The 21774-nt window shown below is 70.7% G+C and carries 16 protein-coding genes; 8 read left to right on the top strand and 8 right to left on the bottom strand.

The genetic code is table 11. The features are described from left to right. Positions 1-287 (top strand): hypothetical protein (locus tag VGS97_RS16575; RefSeq protein ID WP_326854434.1); only part of this gene is annotated, 287 nt, incomplete at its 5' end. Beyond that, a complete protein-coding gene (locus VGS97_RS16570) occupies positions 263-679 on the top strand; it encodes a PIN domain-containing protein (protein WP_326854433.1) in 417 nt (138 codons plus the stop codon). The genes VGS97_RS16575 and VGS97_RS16570, both read left to right, overlap by 25 nt. A gap of 124 nt (positions 680-803) precedes the next feature. Here VGS97_RS16570 and VGS97_RS16565 read toward each other — a convergent pair whose 3' ends face one another. The 3 genes from VGS97_RS16565 to VGS97_RS16555 all read right to left on the bottom strand — a co-directional run bounded on the left by VGS97_RS16565 (position 804) and on the right by VGS97_RS16555 (position 3866). Next, positions 804-1739, bottom strand: coding sequence for an SAM-dependent methyltransferase (locus VGS97_RS16565; RefSeq protein ID WP_326854432.1), 936 nt, complete (start codon positions 1737-1739; stop codon positions 804-806). Positions 1740-1986: 247 nt separating this feature from the next. Beyond that, on the bottom strand, positions 1987-2787 hold the full coding sequence (locus VGS97_RS16560) for a cellulose binding domain-containing protein (RefSeq protein ID WP_326854435.1): 801 nt from the start codon (positions 2785-2787) through the stop codon (positions 1987-1989). Positions 2788-2849: 62 nt separating this feature from the next. Then, positions 2850-3866 (bottom strand): hypothetical protein, encoded by a 1017-nt coding sequence (locus VGS97_RS16555; RefSeq protein ID WP_326854431.1) that lies wholly within the window; start codon positions 3864-3866, stop codon positions 2850-2852. Between the two features lie 226 nt (positions 3867-4092). On the opposite strand from VGS97_RS16555, the gene VGS97_RS16550 reads away from it, so the two are divergent. After that, a complete protein-coding gene (locus VGS97_RS16550) occupies positions 4093-6738 on the top strand; it encodes a helix-turn-helix transcriptional regulator (RefSeq protein WP_326854430.1) in 2646 nt (881 codons plus the stop codon). A 7-nt stretch (positions 6739-6745) separates the two neighbouring features. Here the strand turns inward: VGS97_RS16550 and VGS97_RS16545 are convergent, their stop codons facing one another. The 5 genes from VGS97_RS16545 to VGS97_RS16525 all read right to left on the bottom strand — a co-directional run bounded on the left by VGS97_RS16545 (position 6746) and on the right by VGS97_RS16525 (position 11340). Continuing rightward, positions 6746-7339, bottom strand: a complete 594-nt coding sequence (locus VGS97_RS16545) for an ATP-dependent endonuclease (RefSeq protein ID WP_326854429.1) — start codon at positions 7337-7339, stop codon at positions 6746-6748. Positions 7340-7435: 96 nt separating this feature from the next. Next, positions 7436-8776, bottom strand: a complete 1341-nt coding sequence (locus VGS97_RS16540; protein ID WP_326854428.1) for a PQQ-binding-like beta-propeller repeat protein — start codon at positions 8774-8776, stop codon at positions 7436-7438. Between the two features lie 125 nt (positions 8777-8901). Next, positions 8902-9066, bottom strand: coding sequence for a hypothetical protein (locus VGS97_RS16535; protein WP_326854427.1), 165 nt, complete (start codon positions 9064-9066; stop codon positions 8902-8904). 115 nt (positions 9067-9181) lie between these two features. Continuing rightward, complete coding sequence (locus tag VGS97_RS16530) at positions 9182-10087, bottom strand: NAD(P)H-binding protein (protein WP_326854426.1); 906 nt, start codon at positions 10085-10087, stop codon at positions 9182-9184. Between the two features lie 404 nt (positions 10088-10491). Next, entirely contained in the window at positions 10492-11340 is an 849-nt protein-coding gene (locus VGS97_RS16525) for a GH25 family lysozyme (protein ID WP_349262166.1), read from the bottom strand. Positions 11341-11845: 505 nt separating this feature from the next. Here VGS97_RS16525 and VGS97_RS16520 point away from each other — a divergent pair. From VGS97_RS16520 to VGS97_RS16500, 5 genes are all read left to right on the top strand, one after another. Continuing rightward, positions 11846-14203, top strand: coding sequence for an NACHT domain-containing protein (locus tag VGS97_RS16520; protein WP_326854424.1), 2358 nt, complete (start codon positions 11846-11848; stop codon positions 14201-14203). 185 nt (positions 14204-14388) lie between these two features. Next, on the top strand, positions 14389-15369 hold the full coding sequence (locus tag VGS97_RS16515) for a hypothetical protein (protein ID WP_326854423.1): 981 nt from the start codon (positions 14389-14391) through the stop codon (positions 15367-15369). Positions 15370-15457: 88 nt separating this feature from the next. Beyond that, on the top strand, positions 15458-15904 hold the full coding sequence (locus VGS97_RS16510; RefSeq protein WP_326854422.1) for a hypothetical protein: 447 nt from the start codon (positions 15458-15460) through the stop codon (positions 15902-15904). Positions 15905-16015: 111 nt separating this feature from the next. Next, positions 16016-16888, top strand: a complete 873-nt coding sequence (locus tag VGS97_RS16505; RefSeq protein WP_326854421.1) for a DUF4132 domain-containing protein — start codon at positions 16016-16018, stop codon at positions 16886-16888. Then, positions 16885-21774, top strand: a 4890-nt coding sequence (locus tag VGS97_RS16500; protein WP_326854420.1) for a hypothetical protein, incomplete at its 3' end; no start/stop codon positions are given. The genes VGS97_RS16505 and VGS97_RS16500, both read left to right, overlap by 4 nt.

The raw sequence follows: 21774 nt of genomic DNA, 5'->3' as shown, positions 1-21774 counted from the left end.
CACCGGGCCGAGGCCCAGCCGCCAAGGTCAGCGTCTCCCTGAGGACCGGCAACATCCGGGCGGTCAAGGATCGCGTGGGCGCTCGCGGCTTCTCGGCCTACGTCGACGCCGCCGTCGAACGCCAAATCGAGCGCGACCTGCTCGAAGAGGCGCTCGCAGCGAATGAGGCCGTGTCCGGCCCGATTCCACAGGCGCTGCGCGACGAGGCCGCGACTCTGTTCCGCGAGGTCAAGGCCGCCCCGGAACTCCAGGATGAGGGCGCATGGCACGCACGCGCAGCAGGCTGAGCGCTGGGACGGTGGTGCTGGACAGTCAGGGCCTGTCCGGGTGGTGCACGGCCGATCAGCGGGTGACTGCTCTCCTTCGCGAAGCACAAGACAACGACTTTCGCGTGATCATCAGTGCACTCACCCCAATCGAGGCATTCGATATGCGTCTGAAGAACGACAAGCTCCGCTGGTACCTCTCACGACTCAGGATCGAACCCGTGACTGACGAGATCGCATTCCATGCGATTGATCTTCTGCGCGAGGCTGGGCTGCACGGGCACAAGTACGCCGTTGACGCCGTCGTTGCCGCAACTGCGTTGCGAGCCGCGAGGCCAGTCATCGTCCTCACCTCGGACGCGGACGACATGGGAAAGCTCTGCGGAAAGCTGGTGCGAATCGTCGCCTTGTAGTCACACGACGCAGGCAACCCACCGGCCACCACGGCCTAGGCGGTACGAGTGTGCGCTGCGACGTGTCCTGAGGTGCGATCTGTGAAGTCGGTGGTGCGGCGCGGCGTCTGAGTGTCTGAGTGTCTCAGTCCTCTGCGGTCTTGCGTGCGACGGCGCCGTAGACGCTGATGTCGGCGTCCGTAACGTCGTTGATGTCGTGATACTTGATCTTGTCGATCTCGTCCAGGTGGTCGAGGAGATCGGTATCGCGCGGCCAGGGAGCGCCTAGGGCCCAGGGGCGGTGGTCGGGGCGCCAGTGGTGCACGGGGACGATGCCGGGCTCGATCAGTTCGAGGCCGCTGTCGGTGAAGAACTTCAGGACGTCGGCCTTGGGACGCAGCAGGAACGTCAGCCCCTTGTCGGCGTAGGTCTTGGCCACCTTGCGGCTGCCCTCGGGGTCCGTGTCGGGCGTGAGGTGGCTCATCACCAGGTAGCTGCCGGGCGACAACGCGCTCACGAGCCGCGCGACCACGTCGTATGCCTTCGCGTCCTCGACGAAATGCAGGATGGCCGCCAGAACCAGCGCGACCGGCCTGTCGAGGTCGAGCGTGCGTGCGGCGCCTTCGAGGATTGCGTCCGGGTCGCGCAGATCGGCGTCCAGGTAGTCGGTCACGCCGCCGGGGCCGCTGGTGAGCAGGGCGCGGGCGTGGGTGAGCACGATCGGGTCGTTGTCGGCGTAGACGATCCGCGAATCCGGCGCGATCCGCTGGGCGATCTGGTGGACGTTCTCGGCGGTCGGCAGTCCGGTGCCGATGTCCAGGAACTGCCGGATGCCCGCCGTTTCGGTCAGGTGGCTGACGGCACGGCGCACGAAGTCGCGGTTGTGCCAGATGTTGAGGTAGAGCCTGGGCGAAGCCGCCATCGCCGCCTTGGCCGCCGCGCGGTCCACGGGGTAGTTGTCCTTGCCGCCGAGAAAGACGTCGTACAAGCGGGCCGGATTCGGCCTGGTCGTGTCGATCCTGGACTTGATCCACTGCGCCCGGTCGGCGTCGGGGTCCGATCCGGAGGCGCCCTCACTCATGTGCTTCCTCTCCGCGGCCGGCGAGAATCTCGACTCCCAATGTAAACCTCTGCCGCCGTGTTCGCAGGTGGAAAGTCGCAACCTCCGATCACTGCCATGGCAGGGAATCAGGGCGATGTCGGTCCGGGTCAGTGCCCTGCCGAGTGCGCGGCCAAGCCGCCGCACCCGAGGGTGGCGGCGGCCTGGTCCGTTCCCGTTCCCGTTGCTATCCCCGTTCCGCGATATGGCTCGGCGGGCGGCGCAGCGGCTACGAGCAGAGGGTGCCGTTGAGGTTGAATCCGGTCGGCGCGGCGTTGCTGTTGGTGAACGTGCCGTTGAAGCCGATGCCGCTGATCGTCTGGCCCGGGGCGATCGAGGCGTCGTACGACACGTTCTTCAACGTTGCGATGGCACCGTTCTGCGTGCCGGTCGCGCCCCACACGGTCGTCAGCTTCTGGTCGCCGCCGAAGGTGAATGTCAGCGTCCAGTTGCCGAAGCCCACCTCGCCGGTGTTGCCGATCGAGATGGCCGCGCCGAACCCGCCCTGCCACTGGCTCTGCACGGTGTACGTCACGTGACAGGCGAGCACCGGCATCGGTTGCTCGATCGCCAGCACGGCAGTGCCCTGAGCCAGCACGTTGTTGCCCGCGTCGGTGATCTTGACGGTGGCCTGGACGCCTGACGCCGTGCACGTCCCGGCGACCATGTACTGACCGCCCAGGCTCAGCGTTCCGCTCGCCGGGAGGGTCTCCTGCATGTACGTCGGGTCGTTGACGAAGCAGTTCTGCGCCGTGCCGAGCAGCTGCCAGGTGATGAGCAGGGTGATCGCGACCGGCTGGGACGTGCAGTTGGCCAGCGTTCCCTTCAGGTTCGAGTTCTGGCCTGGTGCGACACTGCTCGGGACGAAGCCCAGCTGAGTGAGTGCGGCGGTGCCGGTACAGGCCGCCGCCGGCTGCACGGTGGACTGGGCATGGGTCTGGGTCTGGGTCTGGACCTGGGCTGCTGCGGCGGGGATGCTCGCGCCGGACAGGCCGATGGCCGCCAGCGCGAGTGTCAGGATACGTATCATGCGCACAGTTTCCTCCTGATCAGGCCGAATCAGCGTGGTGGGACGGCTCGCCGGAGTTATGGTTAGAAGCCCGATTCGCCGTAGTTCAGCGGCAGAGCCTGGAGACGGTTGAGGGGGATTTGGGCCATGACCAGGTAACGGGTCAGGCTTTCCGGCAGCAGCCCGGTTCCGGTGGGGTCGAACAGCTGGTTGTACGGGTCGATGCCGCCGTCGGTCGCCTCGAAGGGGCGTGGGTCCTCGGCCTGGGTGACCACGGCGCCCGCCTTGTCGGTCAGGATCAGCCCGTACTGCTGCATGGCGCGGGCGATGGTTCGCGCGGCCGGGTCGATCAGAGTATTGACGTCGAAGGCCGGGTCGAGCCGGAAGCGCTGGCCCTCGCACGGGATGTCGGCGCCGGGGGTGTTGCCGTCGTCGCGGGTGGCCGGCCAGGAGAAGCAGCCGGCCTGGGTGCGCACGGTTTCCAGGTTGATCGCGTGGTCGATGCGACCGCGGCGCAGTTCGTCGACGCGGATCAGGGACGCGCCGAGCGGCAGGCCGGTGGCGGAGGCGCCCAGCGGGTTGTCGAAGATGCCCGGGTTGGTGCTGTAGTGCTCGATCTCGCCGCCCCAGCACGCGGACCAGTGGCCGGAGGCGTCCTGCTGGGCTCGCCAGAAGTCCCAGTAGGTGTCCGTGGCGGGCTGGTAGATCGCGACCGACTCGTCAGTACCCTGCGAGACGAGCATCCCGGGCGGGGTGGGCACGGCGGCCAGCGAGCCGGCGATCACCGGGGCCAGCTGCGGCATGTTCTGGCAGTCGGAGTAAGTCCACTGCTGTACAGGCGTGTCCGGACCGACGGTGTACACGGGCGCGGAGTAGGTGTCCGTGTTGATCGCCCACAGCCCGGAGTTGTTCTGCTTGTCCTGCACCAGGTTGTTCACGATGGCCTGCGAGTTCGGCGCCAGCGGCACGTCGGCCGGCAGCGGCGTGTTCCACGGGCCGGCGGCGGAGAATCCGTTGTCCGGCGCCGTCGCGTCGCCCTGCGTGGCCGCACTCGATCCCTGCGGGGACAGGCCGATCGCGAGCACGAGGCCGACACTCACCGCCCAACGGGCAGAACGCACTGATCCACGCACAGCGATTGTCCCTTCAGTAGCGCGGTTCGTTGCCGCCCGGGCACGCTCGTGCCCTGACGCCGGACGGCCGTGCCCGGTTCGCGCGGATCCGAGGATGCGGCCGGCGCACGCTCAGGTCCAGAGTGGCGAGTACTCAGTGCCCTGAGCTCAACCACTCATGCCCGCCGGCCGGCGGGCGGTAGGATGCGCCGATATGAACCCATCCGCGACGCGGGCGGTCGGCCCGGCCGGGGACCGGGCGCTAGCCGAGAGCTGGCCGTTCGTCGGGCGCGTCAGCGAGTTGGCGGCGCTGGGCCGGGCACTGGCGGGTGGCGGCGCGGTGAAGGGGGCGGTCGTCTGCGGCCCGGCGGGGATCGGCAAGTCCCGGCTGGCGCGGCAGGCGGCGGCGCGCTACGAGTCCGCGGCCGGTGCACCGTGGTTCCTGCGGGGTTCGGACGCTGCCCGGCCCACGGCCATCGGCATGCTCGGCGGCGCGGCCGGATCGGCGGTGCCGCCGAGCGCGGGCGCGCCACGCCTGCTCGTACTCGACGACGCCGACCTGCTCGACGACGTGTCAGCACTCGTCCTCGAACAATGGGTGTCCGCCGACCGGGTGCGCCTGCTCGCCACGCTGCGCGCCGGCGCGCGCCTGCCGGACGCACTCGGCGCGCTGCTGGCATCGGGACTGCTGAGCCGGGTCGACCTCGCGCCGCTCGGCGAGCGCGACGTGGCCGAACTGCTCGCCGGGGCGCTCGGCGGCGAGGTCTCCCCCGGGACGGTGCGCGAGATCCACCGCCTCAGCGCGGGAAACTCGCTCTTCATCAGGGAACTGTTGCTCGACGCGGCGTCGGCCGGCACGCTACGGCGCGCCGACGACGGGGTCTGGCTCGTCGAGCGGGTCGCCGCGCGCTCCAGCGGGCTGGCCGAGCTGCTGGAGACGCGGCTGGCCGGGGTCAGCGGACCGCAGCGCGCCGCGCTCGAACTGGTGGCGCTCGCGCCGGGCGTGGGCCTGCGGCTGTTGCTCGGCCTGGTCGAGCCGCCGGTCGTCGAGGCGCTGGAACGACGGGGCCTGATCGAGGTCGACCGCGAGGACCGGCGGCTGCCGACGCGCGTGCATCACCCGCTTTATCGTGAGCTGATAGCCCGGTCGACCCCGGTGTCCGCACGGCTCGGCGCCGCGCGGCGGCTGGCCGACGCGCTGGAGGCCACCGGGCTGCGCCGCGCCGAGGACCTGGTCCGCTGGGCCGTGTGGCGGCTGGACGGAGGCGGGACGCCGGACCGGGCGAAGATGGCCGCCGCGGCCCGGTACGCGGCCGCGGTACGCGCGGAGGCCGGCGTACGGGAACGGCTCGCCGCAGCAGCCTTCGAACAACGGCGCGAGGTCGGCGACGGCCTGCTGCTGTACGAGGCCATGGTCGACGCGGGCCGCTCCGAGGCCGCGCAGGCCCTGCTCGACTCGCTCGGCGCGCTGGCCGCCTCGGACCACGAGCAGGCGGCGCTCGCCGCCGCGCGGGCCCATCGGATCAGCTGGTCCACCGGACGGCTCGACGAAGGCCTCGCCATCCTCGAAGATGCATCCCGCGCGGTCTCGCAGGCGCAGGCGGCGGCGCAGCTCGCGGCGAACCACGGCATGCTGCTCGCCGTCACCGGCCGGTTCGACGCCGCTATCAGCGAGCTGGAACCGCAGCTGCACGCCCCGTGGCCGCAGGTGCGGGCACTGGCCGCGGCCGGCGCGGCGATGGCGTATCCGCTGGTGGGCAGATTCCGCGCCGGGCTGGACGCGTTCGATTTGGCAATGGCCGAACGCGCGCCGGACGACGACGTGGCCGGCACCGCCCCCTCTCTCTGCGCCCTCGCGGCGCGCGCGCTGTGCGATTACGGCGACCCGTCGACCGCACTCACCCGCGCGCGGGCCGCGATCGACGACACGCTCGACCGCGGCGACGTCGTCGGCCAGGCGTGGACCCGCGCCGGGTTGGCAAGCGTGTGCCTCGGCATCGGGGACCTGCCCGCAGCCGCGGCTCAGGCCGCTGAGTCCGGGCGCCTGTTCGAGGAGCTGCCGCATGATCCGAGCGGCCGCCTGTGGTGCCTGGCCACCGGCCTGTCCGCGGCGGCGCAGCGCGGTGATCGCGCGGCGGCGCAGCGGCTGGCCGACGCGTTGTCGACGCTCCCCGTGCCTCCGCAACTACGTGCGCTGAGCACGGAGGTGGTCCGGGCCTGGTCCTGGCACGACTACGCGTGTGGCAAAGGCGACGCAGCCGGGCAGCGTCTGGCGCAGGCAGCTGATGCGTGGGCCGACGAAGGCATGGTGGCACCCGCCGTCACGGGCGCGCTCGACCTGTTCAGGCTCCGCCACCTCGATGCGGCGACGCGCGTGCTCGACCGTGTCGCAATACCCGACGACTGGCCGCTGGGCGCCTGTATACGTCAACTGATCGACGCTGCCGCCGCTGGAAAGCCGACCGCGCTGCGCGAGGCGGCGGACGCACTGCACGCACTCGGATTCACCCTCTACGCCGCCGAAGCGTACGCCGCCGCGGCGCTGGCCTCCGGTGAGCCGGCCGGAAACGCAGTCGGTCGCACGTCGCGGACCGCCTCGCGCGCGTTGTCGCTGGCCGCCGAGTGCGACGCACGCACCCCGCTGCTGCGCCACCTCGGCCCGCTGCGCGCGCTGACCCCACGCGAACGACAGATCGCCGAGTGCGCTGCGGACGGCCTGAGCAACCGACAGATCGCCGATCGGCTGCGGCTGTCGGAACGGACCGTCGAGAACCACCTCGGGCGCATCTACGGCAAGCTCGGCGTCGCGGGCCGTTCCGAGTTGGGCGAGGCGTTGCACCGCGACAGACATCACACGTAGTCGTACATCACACATAGTCGAGCACTGCATCGAGCGGGTACGGCACGTGGTCGAGATCGACGGCCTGCGCCATGACGGCCGAGTAGCGGTACTTGCCGCCGGAGCGGCCGCTCATCAGACGTCGAAGTTGGTCGTGCAGGCTGCGCTCGCGCTGCGCTGGCTGGCGTTGCAGCCTACGGAACGAGGCGAGTTGGCCCTCGGCCTCGACGAGTTGCTCCACGCGCCCGGCACCGACGGCCCGGATCAGCTCGTCCTCCAGGTCCGCCGTACACACGAAGAACCCGAACTCCGCCAGAGCGGTGTGCGACGACTGCGCGCCGAGGCCTGCTCGCGCGAGGCCCTGCCTGAAGAAGCGCTCCTCGGCACTGTCGTAGAGCCCTGCGACCTTCACGCCGAGCCCGCGCGGACCGTAGCGGTCGAGGTAGTGCCCGATGTTCGTCGCACCGCCCATCGCCACGACCTCGATCCGCTCACGCTCCAGGTCCCGGCCACGCCGACGCGCCAGCACCTCCAACGCCAGCCGATCGCTGGGCCCTTCCACGAGCACGACTGCACGCGGACGCGTGTCCGCCGGCGCATCGGGGCTCGTGCTCGTCTCCATCGACCTGACGATAACCACCACGGCCGTCGCCGTGCGCGGCATTATCGCTGCGCACGGCGACGGACACCGGTTGCTTTACCCGGTTGCTCTACCCAATCACGCACCGCCGACGGCGGTGACTCCGGCGAGCGTGCCGACGAAGACCTGGTCGCCGACGAGGATGGGTGACGTGAAGCTCGGAGCGCGGCCGATCTGTATCTGCGCCTTCGTGGCTCCGGTGGCGGGGTCGAGCGCGTAGAGCTCGCCGCCGTTGTAGTCCATGTACCAGACGGCGCCGCCGCCGACCACGGGCGAGCCCGCGGCCGGGGTGGTGACCTTCCACAGCTGCGTCGGCGTGCCGGTGGAGCTGATGGTCACGGCTTGTGGCCCGGTGGTGCAGGGCAGGTAGACCGTGTTCCCGACGACTGCGGCGGTACCGAAGGTCTCACAGGTGTTGGCCAGTTCCGCGACCTGGCCGCCGACGCCGCCGAGAGAGCTGTTGTTCAGCACGTAACCGTTGCCGGTCTTGCCGTCCGCGTAGATGTACTGGCCGACCAGGGCCGGGGTCATGGCTCCCAGGTCCGCGTCGCCGGAGTTCTGCGAAGCCCAGTCGGAGGGGGCGAAGAAGTCGAGCCGCTGGAGGCCGGGAGACAGTTCGATCACTGAGTCGCTGCCGTCGTAGGTTCCCGATGTGGCCGCGCCGTTCCCGGATGCGTACAGCAGGTTGGGGCCGTCCACGACGCCGCCGCCGGTGCCCCAGATTCCGCCTTCGCGGGCGGTCGGCACCGCGTAGCTCTGTAGACTCGCGCCGGCGGTGGTCACCGAGACCACTTGGCCGATGTAGTTGCCGCAGTCGCCGTATAGGCCGCCATACGGTATGTAGATCCGGCCGTTCCAGAGAGTCAGGGCGCCGCGCTGCTGGAACGCGATCGCCGTGCCCGCCGGCGGCTCGACCTGAACCTGCACCTCGACCGCGCCGGTGCCGGCGTTGATGCCGAACAACTCGTGCGTGCCGCCGAGCAGCTCGGCGAGGGCGTACACCCGGTTGGTGTCCGGGTCGTACACCATCGTGCTCGTGATGCCCAAGGGATTGATATCACCGCAGGGCAGGCTCGACGACGGCTCCGGGGAGCCGACGTGCGTCGACCACACGACGGCGCCGGTGGATCGGCTCAGTGCGTAGACCGTGTCGTTTTCCGTGGCTGCGAAAATCTTGCCGCCGACGAGCAGCGGCTGTCCGTACACCGCCGCGTCGAGCGCCGCGTTCCAGTCCACCGCGAGTGTCGACAGCGGGCTGGCCTTCGACTGGTACCCGTCGCGCAGGTTGTCGAGGTGATAGGTAGGCCAGTCCCCTGGTGTGATCGCCGCGCTCGCGGCGGGACCGGCGGCAGTTGCGGCGGCGGCGCACGAGACGACGAGAGTCAACGCCGCGGCTGTCCGCATGATCGTCCTTCTCATGAGCCGCAGGCTAGAGAGCGGCGCGTGCGCCGCCAACGGCCGCGTGTCGCGCATCCGGCCCACCTGCGACGACGCAGGGCCTTTCGCCCGGGAAAGGCGAAACTTTCCGGAACATCATCACTCTCCTATCGAGGGCTGGTGGGAAAGCCCTCGCGGATCAGGGTCGTGACGACGGCGGCGCGTCCGGGTTCGGTGAGCGGGCCCGGCAGATCGGCCGCCGTGAACGCCGCCGTGCTCGCGGCGGCGAATCGCACCGCGGCGCACTGCTCGCCCTCGAAGCGCACGGTCACGCGACTGCCGCGGGACGGGGCCCGTCAACCGACACGCCCGGCCTGCAAACGAAAGCAGGCCGGGCGTGTCGGTTGCGGTGATGAGCTGCCGCGGTTGGACCACCGCGGGGATGGACTACTCGGCGGCGTTACGAGACGCGACGAACTCCTGGAGCGACATCGGCGGCTGACCGCCGATCTTCTCGAACGCGTCCGTCCGCGAGAAGAAGCCGGAACCGCTGCCGAAGGCCTTGAGCATCGCCCAGAGGCTCGACAGGTGCTCGACGGAGATCGGGTCCTGGTACAGGTCCAGGGCCAGCTTGCGCCACTCGTCGGGATCGACGTCGACGTAGGGCACCCCGAACGCCTCGGCCACCTGGCCGATGCTGGGGACCTCGCTGATGAGCCAGACCGGGTCGGTACTGACCTTGTCGGCCGTCAGGAGGCTGAGGACGACCCGCACGACGTCCGCCGACGCCACCAGCGGCATGTCGGTGGTGTCCGCGCCGAGCGGCAGCGGGAGCTCCTTGCCGGCCCCGTTTCCGAGCGCGACCGCCATGTTCTCGTAGAAGACCGCGGCTTCCACGTGCACGGCCTCCGGAATCGCGGCGGAGAAGACCTGCTCCGCGACCCAGTGCCGCTGCATGTGCGGGGTGATGCCGGCGTCCTTGCCCGCGTAGATCATCGACACGTCGACAAGCCGCTGCACACCCGCGTTCCGGGCGGCGGCGGCGAAAGTCGCGGCGGCCTCGGGCATGCCACCGCGCACGGGGTAGTTGAAGTAGGCACGCTGCACGCCCTCAAGCGCGGGAGCGACCTGCTCGATGTTGCGAAGGTCGCCGACGAACACCTCGGCGCCGAGGTCCCGCAGTTCCTGAGCCCGGTCATCGTCCAGGCGCACGAAGGCGCGAACCGTGTAGCCGAGTTTGAGCAGCTCCTGAGTGACGGTCCGGCCAGTCCCGCCTTGCTGAATTCGCCGGGAGGGGGCGTTTTCGGCCCCACGAGTCTGGCCCGCAGCACCGGTGACGAGAATCGTTTCCATAGTTGTGCTCCATCACAGGGTGAGTTCGAACGCGGCATTCAGTTTTTCAGCGCGTGCAAGAGTCACGCCGGAGGCCATAGCACAGCTATCCGGCGTAACGGACATTAGGGCATTGGTTAATCGGTCAGAGGCCAGCGTCACACACCTTGAGCCGAGCCGCTTCTCTGACCTTGCCACGTCTTTGACGCGCTGAAAGGGCGGGCTTGCCCACCGCCGCGAGCCTGTGAACGGTACTACAGCGAACCCTCCCGGGGTGCGTACTGACACATCCGGCATACGACGTGATACGCGGGGCATACGACGATGTGCGAACTCCCGGTCAGCGGGGGTGTCCGCACATCGCCGCAATCGTTACGCCCTGCGATAGCCGGCAGTACCTACGAGCACTGAACTCATGTGCTGACTCAGGTGTTGTTGGCCAGGGCCAGCAGACGAGCGCTGTCGCCGTTGAACCGGTCGCGGTCCACGGCACCTGAGATGCCGCTGACCGAGCCCGCGTCCGTGTACTGCCAGAGCGTCGCGAACGGGAAGCCGGCCGGGATGGTGGGGTTGGCCGCCGTGGTCCAGTCCGCCACGAACAGCGGGCTTCTGGCGGACATGCCGCTCCAGCCGCCGGTGCAGGTGTTCCACCAGCTCGGGCTGGTGTAGATGACGACGTCGCGGGTGGTCCGCGCCTTGTACGTGTTGTAGAAGTCGAGGATCCACGAGTCCATCGCGGAGGCCGACAGGCCGTAGCAGCCGCCCTCCAGGTCCACCATGCCCGGCAGCGTCAGGTTGTCCGCCGACCAGGCGCCGCCGTTGCTGGCGAAGTAGTTCGCCTGCGTCGCGCCGCTGGAGGAGCCCGGCTGCGCGAAGTGGTACGCGCCGCGGATCACCTTCGCCTTGTAGGCGTTCAGGTAGTTGGCGTTGAACGTCGGGTCCTTGTACGTGGTGCCCTCGGTGTCCTTGATGTAGGCGAAGGAGATGCCCGCCGCCTTCACCGCCGACCAGTTGATCGTGCCCTGGTAGTGCGAGACGTCGATGCCCACGGGGCCGCCCGTGAAGGCCATCGGGGTCACCATGTCGGGGCTGATCAGCACGTGCCGGGTGTCCGGCTTGAAGTCCTTGGCGTCCTTCAGGTAGCCGACGCCCATGTACCCGTCGCCGAGCGGGATCTCGCTGCCCTGCGGCAGCTGCGCGGTGGCGGGAGCCGCGGCGGCCGGGCCCGCCGCGGTGAGCGCGAGGCCGGCGGCGAGCGCGCCGGCCATCAGCATCGTCCGTACGGTTCCGGTGTTCTTGAATCGGGTTGTCAAGGTGGTTCTCCTGGTGCCTTGTGGGTGTAGGCGAGCGCAGGCAAACGGTGCGCCCCGTAATCCGTTTCCCGGAATCGGCCGCGAGACGAAGTCGCCGTCCGAAATCAGGGTCCGGATTCAGATCAAGATCTGTTATAGCAGACCGGTAAGGCCTGTCAAGGCAACCGGGTTTTACGGATCGGCGTCCACTGATTCGTGGCGAACGTAGCCGGTCGGAGGCGCTCGGCCCCGTCAAGAAATGCCGTCGAAAATCTGGGTCAATTGTGCGCGGTTAGCACCCGGTGACGCGGGCGGCAAGGCCGGCGCGAGATATTTCCCTTTATTTGACCCCTATGCTCACGTGAATTTCCTTCACGTTCCGCGGGCCCGGTTGAGGCGGCCCGGTTGAGGCGTCCGCCGCGCAGTGCCGTACACGCCCCGCCGCGGCGGCTTTCATGAATCAGTGTCCTGCGGCAACATGGTGACCATGGCGCGCAGGAAGTGGTTCGGGAACCGCGTCGGGTTCGTCTATCTGGTTCTCGCCGTGGCGGGGGCCCTCTGCGCGCTGGGCCTGGCTGCCTACTACCACTTGGGCACCGCCGCCGAGACGGCGACCATGCTGCCCTCGGTGGCTGGCTTGTACCTGTCCTGGGTGACGTTCCAGGCGGGGCTGTCGGACGGTGTGTCCGGGCGCGATCTGGTGACGATCGCGGGCGATCTGGCGAACGCGGTGGAAGCCCAGTGGCGGCAGGAGGCGCGGCTGCGCCGCCTGAACGATCCGTATCCGCTGCCCGTCTCCTGGTCTCCGGCCGCCGAGAGCCTGGTCGAAGCGTGGCCGCTGCTCACCGCGACGGCCCGGCAGTGGCCCGGCGGCCCGCCGAACCAACCGGCCGAGTGGGCGAACGAGCCCTCGCAGCTGGCGGCGCAGTGGGCGCAGATCGTCGAGGTCTTCCGCGGGCATGTGCCCACGCGGCGCCTGGTGGTGCTCGGCGAGCCTGGTTCCGGCAAGACGATGCTGCTGGTCCGCCTCACGCAGGGACTGCTGGCCGAGCGCGCGGCCGGCGCCGAGTTGCCGGTTCCGGTGATCTTCTCGCTGGCCTCCTGGAATCCGCAGCGCCAGGACCTGTTCGCGTGGATGAGTTCGTGTATGGAACGCGACTACCTGGGTCTCGAACAGCGCGCCCCGGCGCCGTACCAGCAGGCCACCCGGGCCCACGCGCTGCTCGACCAGCGCCTCGTCCTGCCGGTGCTCGACGGCTTCGACGAGATGGCGGCCGGCGTGCGCGCCGCCGCGCTCGACGCGATCAACCAGGCGCTGCCCGCAGGCCAGGGGCTGGTGCTCTCCAGCCGCACCGAGGAGTACCGCCGCGCCGTCCTGGCTCCCGGCTCCGTCTCGGTGAAACTCACCGGCGCCGCAGGCATCGAACTGCGGCCGCTCGAAGCGCCGCAGGTCGGCGCGTATCTGCTGCGGGACGCCGGCGACGACGATGACGCCGCGCGGCGCTGGTCGCCCGTGATCGAGCAGCTGGGCACCGCGGCGCCGGTGGGGCTGGCACTGCGCAGACCACTGATGCTGTTCCTGGCCCGCACCCTCTACAACCCGCGTCCCGGCGAACACAGCGGCGAGAACGGCGGCGCCGCGCTGCCCGATCCCCGCGTCCTGTGCGACAAGCTGAGGTTCCCGGACCAGCAGGCCGTCGAGCAGCATCTGCTCTCCAGCTTCATTCCCGCGTGTTACCGGCCGCCGCTCGCGAGCAGTCGGCTGACGTGGGACGCCGAGCGGGCGCAACGTACGTTCTCCTATCTGGCGCGACACCTCGAAGACGTCGAGACCTCGGACCTCGCGTGGTGGCGGCTTCCGGATTCGCTGCCCCGGCGTGCGTCGACCCCGGCGCTCTGGATCGTCCTGATGGTGTCGCTCGCGGCGCCCGCCCTGGCGCTGGCCGTGGGCATCGCAGGTCTCGCATTCGGGATCGTGCGTGCCGCCGCCGGTGATCCGTGGAGCATGGCACTGGCGGCCGTGACGAGAGCCGTGATCGGCGGGGCCGTCCTCGGAGCGACATTCGGTCTCACCACCGGCGCGACGGCCGGCCGGAGTTTCCGGCTACGGCGCCTTCTCGCGCCGCTGCGGAAGAAGGACTCGAACCCGATCACCAGCGTCGGATGGTCGTTCGACGGCCGGGCGGCGTTGTTCGCGGCGTTGTTGGGCGCCGCCGTCGGAACGGTGATCGCCATCGTCGCCGACCGGACGTTCGGGCTCACCATAGCGGTGTTCATCGCGGTGACGGGCCTGCTGTGGGGCGGGGCGCGAACCGATCCCGCGGATGTGACCAGGATGGTCGGCCCTGATGCGCTGCTCTCTCATGACCGGCGCATAACGTTGCAGGCGTGTGTCTTCTTCAGCCTCGTCGACAGCGCAATCACCGGCGTCCTCGTGGCGATGATCTTGCGTGAGAATATATATACGTATACAAATGCCATCGGCAGCCCGTTCATTCTGGGGGCGGTAGGCGGCCTCGCGCTCGGCATCGTGGCCCAACCGGACAAGTCCGCCTGGTGGGCGTTCACGGTCGTCCGCTGGCACCTCTCGTGGGAACGCGACCTTCCCAGAGACCTGATGGGCTTTCTCGTCGACGCGCATCGCCGCGGCGTCCTGCGCCAGGTCGGCGGGATCTACCAGTTCCGGCACCTCGACCTACAGCGCCACCTGGCGGACCAGCCCTCCGCCCCGACGAGCCGCGGCGGCACCCGGCGGCGGCGCCCGCGTCTCGAAGTGCGCGTCGCGACCTTCCTGCGCCAGCCGGCCGGTGGCACCGACGCTCTTCCCACTCCCGCAGGCTCCTGACACCGAGTCCGGCGATCGCGGGTCCTTACTCGCAGTCGGCGCCACCGGTCCGAGTCTTTACCAAAACTTGGTGCATAAATGGACAGATATTGTCAAATGCCTCATTGCTCCTGAAATATCAGGCCTCTTTGATGACGACGAGGCCACCACCTCACGTCTCAGTGCTCTTCCGACAGGAGAGTCTCATGCGCAACCGCATACCCACAGGTATCATCGCCGTCGCCGCCTCGACCGCCGCGCTGATCGCGTTCGCGGCCCCGGCCCAGGCGGCGCCCGCCACCGCCCACCACGCCACGGTGACGGCGAACGGCCACGCCGCCTCCCCCGCGTTCGGCGGCAGCGGGCTGCTGTCCTACGGCGGCGGCACCGTCGTGACCACGCCGCACGTGTACATCGTCTACTGGGGCAGCCAGTGGGGCAGCTCCTCGATCACGAACGACCCGTCGGGCGAGGCCGCGCTCCAGCTGTCCTTCTTCAACCACGCCTACGGCAGCGGCGACACCTACTTCACGTCGCAGACCCAGTACTGCCAGGGCGTGGCGATCGGCACGACGCAGTGCGGCTCCTCGGGCACCCACGTCGGCCACCCGTCGGCGAGCCCGGTCGCCGGGACCTGGCTGGACAGCGCCTCCGCCGCGCCGAACAAGCCGAGCGCCACGCAGTTGGCCGCCGAGGCCCGCCGCGGCGCCTCGCACTTCGCAGTGTCCGGCGACAACGTCCAGATCATCGTCGACTCGCCGCACGGCGTGGTGCCCAGCGGATTCAAGACCCAGTACTGCGCGTACCACGACCTGACCACCGCCTCGACCGGCGGCGACGTGCCGTGGACCAACATGCCGTACGTCACCGACGCCGGCGCCGCCTGCGGCTCCAACTTCATCCCGGCCAGCGGCGGGATCAGCGGCACCACCGAGGGCGTCACCATCGTCGGCGGGCACGAGTACGCCGAGACGCTCACCGACCCGCAGGCGGGAAGCGGCTGGCTCGACGCCGCGGGCTACGAGACCGGCGACAAGTGCGCCTGGATCTCCAGCGGCCAGGGCGCCAGCGCGGTCATCACCATGAACGGCGCGAACTTCGCCGTGCAGTCCGAGTTCAGCAACAACTTCAACAACGGCGCCGGAAACTGCGTCACCTTCTACTCCAGCGCGACGAACCAGCACTGACCCACGCGCGCCGCCGCCGGGTCCGGCCGGGTCCGGCGGCGGCGCGCCGCTGAACTCAGCACCCTCACACGAGCCGGAGAGAGCCCTGATGTCAACGCGCAGCCGCCTCGCCGTCACCGCAACCGCCACGCTGACCCTCGCGGCGCTGGCCCTCGCCGGCGGATGCGGCTCGGCCCGCCACACCGCGGTGTCGGACCCGCCGAGCGGCCTGCCCGCCTGCCACGCGCCCGAAGCCCCCGTACTGCCGCACACGGCCGGCAGCCTGTCCGAAACCGACTCGGGCGCATACTGCCTGGCCGCCGGCCGGCTGCTCGACGTGTTCCTCACCGCGCCGGGCGGCAGTGCGCCGGCCACCCGCTGGAGCCGGATCAGCACGGCCGACACGTCAGTGGTCGGATACGGCAGTGCGGGCGTGCTCACCCCGCCGGTCGATGTGACCGCGGGCGTCTTCAAGGCCGTGCACCACGGCGTCACGACACTGAGCAGCACTCTGCCGAACGGCACCGTCTGGCGCGTCACGATCGTCGTGCAGTAGCACCGCAGGTCATCCGCGCCCACCGTATTCGTGATCTGACCCCCGTGCCGCCCTTGTCGGTGAGGCTCGCTAGCGTTCCCGCCAGCACTCGATGGATGGGAGTCGGAGCCGATGGGTTGGTTGCCCGCGGGCGAGGGGTACGAGGTCGCGCTGGTGGACGGGCGGGTGGCCGCGCGGGCCACCGGCGGCCGGGCGGCGGGACGGCAGCTCAAGACGCTGCCGAAGGCGCTGAAGGAGCATCCTGAGATCGAGCGGCTGCGAAAGCTGGCCGAGTGGCTCGACCGGCACGCGGCCGGCTGCCTCGCGCAGGTGGACGCCTGGATGGTCTCCTCGCTTCCGGTGCCCACCGGGCTGCTCGCCCGGGTGTGGGCGGACGAGGCGTGGCGGGTCGCGCTGCGCGATCTGGTGGTGGTCGGCGACGATCCGGATCGCGCCGGCTTCCTGCGCGACGCCTCTGACTCGGGCGAGCTGCGGGTGGTGGACCTGGACGGCGAGACGGTCCGGCTGCGCCCCGCGACGGTCACCCTGCCGCACCCGGTACAGCTTCCCGATCTGGACGAGCTGCGCGAGTTCGCGGCCGAACTCGGTGTCGTCCAGCGGGTCGAGCAGATCCACCGGGCGACCTGGACGAAGCCGGCGGACGGCGAGCTGGGCGCGGACGCGACCGAGGTCAGGCAGTTCGCGGGCGGGAAGTACGCCAGCCGCTTCGGCCTCGCGGCCCGCGCCACCTCGCTCGGCTACCGCGTCTCCGGCGGCTACGCGACCTGCAAGGTGCGCGACGGCGGACGGACGGTGGAGGCGTCGATCTGGATCGGCGAACCGTACTGGGACGGCGACACCGAGACCGGCGGCCTGAGCTGGAGCGGACCGGAGGGCCGCGGCATGCGGCTGCGCGAGGTCGGCCCGGTGGCGTGGTCGGAGGGGATGCGGATGGCGGCGGCGCTGTACGCCGGACGCGTGATCGAAGAGGGGGCGAAGGCATGACCAGTGTCGAGACGATGGCTCAGACGGCGGGGGCGACTGAGACTGTGGGGGCGACTGCGGCCGAACTCCTGGCCGCCGGGGCGATCCTGCCGCCGGACACCGCGGACGCGGGCGAGCGCGCGGTGCCGCTGACCGCCCGCGCGTATCAGCATCCTGGGCTCGCGGACCGGGTCGTGGTCCGGCTGGTGCCCGCCGAGCTGGGCGTCGCCGAGGACGCCGCGGCCGGGTTCCTCGGGCTGGCGCCCGCGGCCGAACCGGCCGTCGTCGGCCTCGGCATGCGCCAGGCTCTCGGTTTCCCCGAATGGGTGCTCGTGCACCATCCGGAGGACGGACACCACGCACTCGGCGTAATCCCGGAACTTGAGCGGGCCGCGCGGCAGGCGAAGACCAAGCCCAAGGCCGCCCTGGACGCCTATCTGGAGCTGGCCGGACGGCTGGCCGGCGCCGTCCCGCACTTCCTGCCCACGTATTACGAGCAGGCCGGCCGGGTCTTCCTGTCGGTCGAGAACCCGGTGTACGCCGCGCAGATGTTCGGCAAGGCGCGCGCGGCAGAGGCCGAACACGGTCTGCGCGTCGACGAGGAACGGCTCGACGCGGTCTTCCTCGAATTCGCCCTCGCCGGCGCGCTGCCGGTGAAGGTGCTCGCGGGATATGGCAAGGAGCTGACGGCACGGCTCCCCGGGCAGGAGGCGCTGACCCGCTTCACCCGGCTGTGCGTCCGGCGCACCGCGGGCGGGCTGCCGCCTTCCGCGCAGATGACCACCGAGCTGCGCAAGCTGGCCAAGGCCGCGGGCGCGAACGCCGACTCGGTCGAGCAGGACTTCCTGGTCGAGCTGCTCGCCTTGCCCGCCACCCTGCGCGCGGCCGTCGGCTGGTGGAAGGCGCACCGGGCGGGACTGATCGCGCTGGCCCGGCGGGAGCCGACGGCACGGCGCACGCTGCTCGACGCCATGCCTACCGGCGGCGACGCCGAGATGGCAGGGCTCTGGCTCGACGTGCTGATCGAATCAGGGGCCGCCGACGCGCTGCACGACCCGTCGGCCGCCTCGCAGCTGCGTCCGTCCGACGGCACCGCCGGATGGCTGCGCCGCTTCCAGCGGATGCGCGAGGCCGTGGGCTGGTGGCGCAACCCCCGCCGCCTGCCGCAGCTGTATCAGCTGGTCGAGCACTGCGCGGACCGGTTGCTCGCCGAGCTGTCCGCCCCCGGCGTGACCCCGCTCGCAGTACCCGATGACGTCGACCTGCTGGACCTGCTGCTCTCCCTCGGCCTGCCGGTCGCCGACCCCGGCAACAACGAGACGCTGAACCTGGAGCGCTGGTCCGAGGGCGAGGGGCAGCGCGACCTGACCGCGCTCGCCGCCGACACGCGCTTCCGGCGCGCCTTCGACCGCGGCGCCGACCGGTTCAGCAATGACGACGACGGCCGACGCGCCATCAGCGTCCTGGCATCGACGGCCGGCGGCCGGTCGCTGCTGTCCGAGTGGGTGCGCGCGATCGCGCGACGCTTCGGCGCGGTCGGGCTCCCGCAGCTGCCGAACGCGATCGAGCGGCTGTCGTGGCTGCCCGGCGAGGCGCTCGCCCTGGCCGAGCAGGAGGTGCGCGGCGCCGCGGCGACCGACCTCGCGCCCGTCCTGTCCCGCACCCTGCGCACCGGGTTGTTCGACGAACTGAGCTGGCCGGCGTGGGACCAGGCGGTGGCCGAACTGATCGCGCGTAAGGACATTGACGACCTGGTCATCGCAGACGCCTGGCCCCACCTGATCGTCGCGGGTCCGACGCAGGTGCGGGTGATCGGCTCCGAGGGCACCGTGCTCACGCACGACCTGCGCATTCCCGACCGGGACCGGTACAGCGACCCGGGCTTCCACTACGTGGACGGCGAACTGCTCGTCTACTGGCACTCACGCTCCGCGGGGAACAACGAGCTGCGCGGGTACTGGCACGGCTCCGCGGATCGCATCCAGACGATCGAGGCCCAGTCCACCCGCGGCACTCGGATCAGCTGGTATCACAGCCTCAACTCCACCCTGCCGCTGCCCGGCGGGGGCCGCGCGGTCGGCGGCGGCGTGCTGCACCGCGGCGACACCGTGATCCCGCAGGAAGGATCAGTCCTCGGCGACGGCACCTCATACTGGGTGTGGGGCTCGGACGACTCGGACGGCGGCAACCACCACGGCTGGTTCGAATACGACCCCGCAACCGGTCAACGCGGCCGCCGGAGCAATCCGGCCTTCTTCAACGACACGCTGCGCGACGCGCCTTCCGGCAGCACGTTCGAGGCCGGCACGCTGCGGCCGCTCGGCGACGCACTGTCCGGCTGGTGCATCCTCAATCTGCCCGACGGCTCGATACGCGGGCGGGACGTGGCAGGTTTCGAAGTCACCGTGCCCAAGGGATCCCAGCGCCCGGTGCGCGCCCTGGCGCTGCCCGGCGCCGACGTCAGCCGTCCGGCCGCACTCGTGCGCGGCTACTACGAACTGGCCGTCATCGACGCGGACGGCGTCACCACGGCGCAGGTAAGGACCGACCGCGAGCCGGGAGAAATGTGCCGCGGAACCCTGCTCCTGCCGCCGACCTCCTTCTGGCACTGCATGCGGCCGCGCGATCCGCAGGGCTCGGCGGTGCTGCGCCAGATCGACGACGCCCAGGTCGCCCTGCTGCTCAAGGTCGGTGCCGAGCAGTTGGGCGCCAAGCAGGCTCACGACCGGCTGCCGGACCTTGTCAGCGAACTGCTCCCGCAGGTCACCGACCGCAACCTGCTGGCCGGGATCACCGGCGTCGTGCGTTACGCCGCCGAACAGCAGATGACGCTCGACCAAGTGGCCGGGCGGCTCGACGACGCGCTCGCGGGCAGCCGCCAGGACACCGGTCCCGTCGGCCCGGATGACAGCATCCTAACCGAGCCGCTGCGCAGCCTCGGCGCGTCCCGGCTGCACTGGAGCCACGGCAAGGGCAAGGACGGAGACGGCGTCTTCCGTCAGCTGCGGCTGATCGGCGAGGCGCTGCGCGAGACGTCCGGCCCGGCCGCGAGGATCCAGCTTCACCTGGACGGCACGCCGCTGCCCTGGCCCACGGTCGGTTGGTGGCACGCACTGCTCGACGGCTGCGGCGCGCTGGCGATGCGGGCCGCGTCACCGATCACCGAATCAGAGGTCGGCGACGCGCTGCGCGAGGTGCTGCGGGTGTTCGACGAGGCCGGACTCGCCGCCCCGGCGGAGCACAGCCCTTGGCGCCGGGTCACCGTCTTCCTGCCGAACCGCCTGGTCAACAAGCCGAACGGCGGTCGGCGTTCCGGTCCCATGCACGGCCTGCTCCCGACGGCCGGCGGTGGCCTGCTCGCAGCTCTCCACGCGGATTGGAGCGACAACGGCGTCGACTTCACCGCTCTGCACTATGATCCGGCCGGCCGCCACGCGGTGCCTGCGCCGTACACCCTGCGCAGCATGCACGCGATCGGCGAGCAGCGCGAGTCCGGTTGGCTCACCGCGTTCCGCACCGAACTGGCGCAGCGCGGCCCGGCACCGTGGTTCCCGGCGGCGGCCGAGGAGTTCGCCCGGCTGACCGGAACCACCCCGACCGAGGCGCGCCTGATCATGGCCGGCCTGCCGGGCATCGAGCCGAACGACCGCAATACCCTGACAGCTGAGGCCCGAACCTTGCTCGGATCGAAGGCCGCTGAGATCAACGTCGCCCGGGACCAGCTGTGCCGGATCGACGCCGAGACGCGCCGCGCCGTCGTCACCGCGCTGCTGCCCGCCGACCCCGCACGGCTGTGGACCGACGGTCCGGACGCGGCGGCTGCGGCAGAAGTGTGGAATCGCAGGGTCGGCAGACGCGTCGCGGTTCCCGAGGCGCTGCTCGCCGAGGCGGCTAGTGCGGTCCGGACGAGTTGGTCGCCGCCGCAGGCGCTGCCCGCGCTGCTCGACCCGCACGCCTCGCCCGAGCTGAGCCGCGACCTGAAGTGGGCGGTGAACGGCGATCGGGTCGGGCCGGCCGTCAAGGATGCGGTCGGCTTCACCACCGAGACGCTCGTCGGCGGCACGGCGCTGCTGGCCTGGCTCGCGCACCGGCTCCCGGCTGGCGACCCGACCCGCGCGGCGCTGCCCGCGGCGTTCGACGCGATGAACGCCCGCTTGGCGAACCCCGAGCTGATGCTCAGCCTCGACCGGTACGTATATCTGCCCGGATTCCGCGAGGCCGCGGGAGCACCGACCGAGGTCGGCGAGAACTACGAACGCTACGGCGCCGTCATCATGGCGACCCACGACCAGCAACCGATGCCCGCAGTTCGCGTGGCGATGCTGGACGCGGCGGGGCACGACCCTTACCTGCCCGTCCTGCGCGGCGACACGCCCACGCCCTTCAAGTTCGAGGCCGCACTCACGCTCGTCCGCGACCCCCGATTCGCCGCGCTGCTCGCCGACCCTGGCGACCCGGTCGCCGGAGATCGGGACAAGAGTGGTACCTGGTCGCCGCAGGACCCGACGCGTTCGGTCCCTGATGTGGTCGCCGAGGTGGCGCACGAGCACGGTCTCGGCGCGGACACCGCCGCGCTGTACCTGATGCTGCTGGCGATGCCGGACCCGACCGACCGCAACGTGGCCCGGTGGACCGGCTGGAAGCCCGCGCGGCTGGCGGCGGCGCGCACCGAACTCGCCGCGACGGACCTGGTGGTGGAGGCCACACGGCCGCGCGCCGGACGCTCGCTGTTCCTGCCCGGCGGCTGGACCGCGCTCAAGGCGCCGTACCTCCCGGTCGAGCAGTGGAAGGCGCCGTTCTTCGGCCCGCTGTCCAGCGACGGCCGACCGGTACTCGGCGCGCTGGTGCCCGTCGAACCCGCCGGGCAGCTCTACCGCCGGGCCTGGCAGCGCGTGCGCGAGGGCGAC

Source organism: Actinocrinis sp., from assembly GCF_035946395.1.
Lineage (GTDB): Bacteria > Actinomycetota > Actinomycetes > Streptomycetales > Catenulisporaceae > Actinocrinis.
This window is presented reverse-complemented; position numbering and strand designations above follow the sequence as displayed.

Coding starts and splice junctions, on each gene's coding strand:
- VGS97_RS16515 (WP_326854423.1), top strand. CDS start 14,389: ATGCGCAACCGCATACCCACAGGTATCATCGCCGTCGCCGCCTCGACC.
- VGS97_RS16570 (WP_326854433.1), top strand. CDS start 263: ATGGCACGCACGCGCAGCAGGCTGAGCGCTGGGACGGTGGTGCTGGAC.
- VGS97_RS16560 (WP_326854435.1), bottom strand. CDS start 2,787: ATGATACGTATCCTGACACTCGCGCTGGCGGCCATCGGCCTGTCCGGC.
- VGS97_RS16510 (WP_326854422.1), top strand. CDS start 15,458: ATGTCAACGCGCAGCCGCCTCGCCGTCACCGCAACCGCCACGCTGACC.
- VGS97_RS16540 (WP_326854428.1), bottom strand. CDS start 8,776: ATGAGAAGGACGATCATGCGGACAGCCGCGGCGTTGACTCTCGTCGTC.
- VGS97_RS16565 (WP_326854432.1), bottom strand. CDS start 1,739: ATGAGTGAGGGCGCCTCCGGATCGGACCCCGACGCCGACCGGGCGCAG.
- VGS97_RS16545 (WP_326854429.1), bottom strand. CDS start 7,339: ATGGAGACGAGCACGAGCCCCGATGCGCCGGCGGACACGCGTCCGCGT.
- VGS97_RS16530 (WP_326854426.1), bottom strand. CDS start 10,087: ATGGAAACGATTCTCGTCACCGGTGCTGCGGGCCAGACTCGTGGGGCC.
- VGS97_RS16520 (WP_326854424.1), top strand. CDS start 11,846: ATGGCGCGCAGGAAGTGGTTCGGGAACCGCGTCGGGTTCGTCTATCTG.
- VGS97_RS16550 (WP_326854430.1), top strand. CDS start 4,093: ATGAACCCATCCGCGACGCGGGCGGTCGGCCCGGCCGGGGACCGGGCG.
- VGS97_RS16525 (WP_349262166.1), bottom strand. CDS start 11,340: ATGCTGATGGCCGGCGCGCTCGCCGCCGGCCTCGCGCTCACCGCGGCG.
- VGS97_RS16505 (WP_326854421.1), top strand. CDS start 16,016: ATGGGTTGGTTGCCCGCGGGCGAGGGGTACGAGGTCGCGCTGGTGGAC.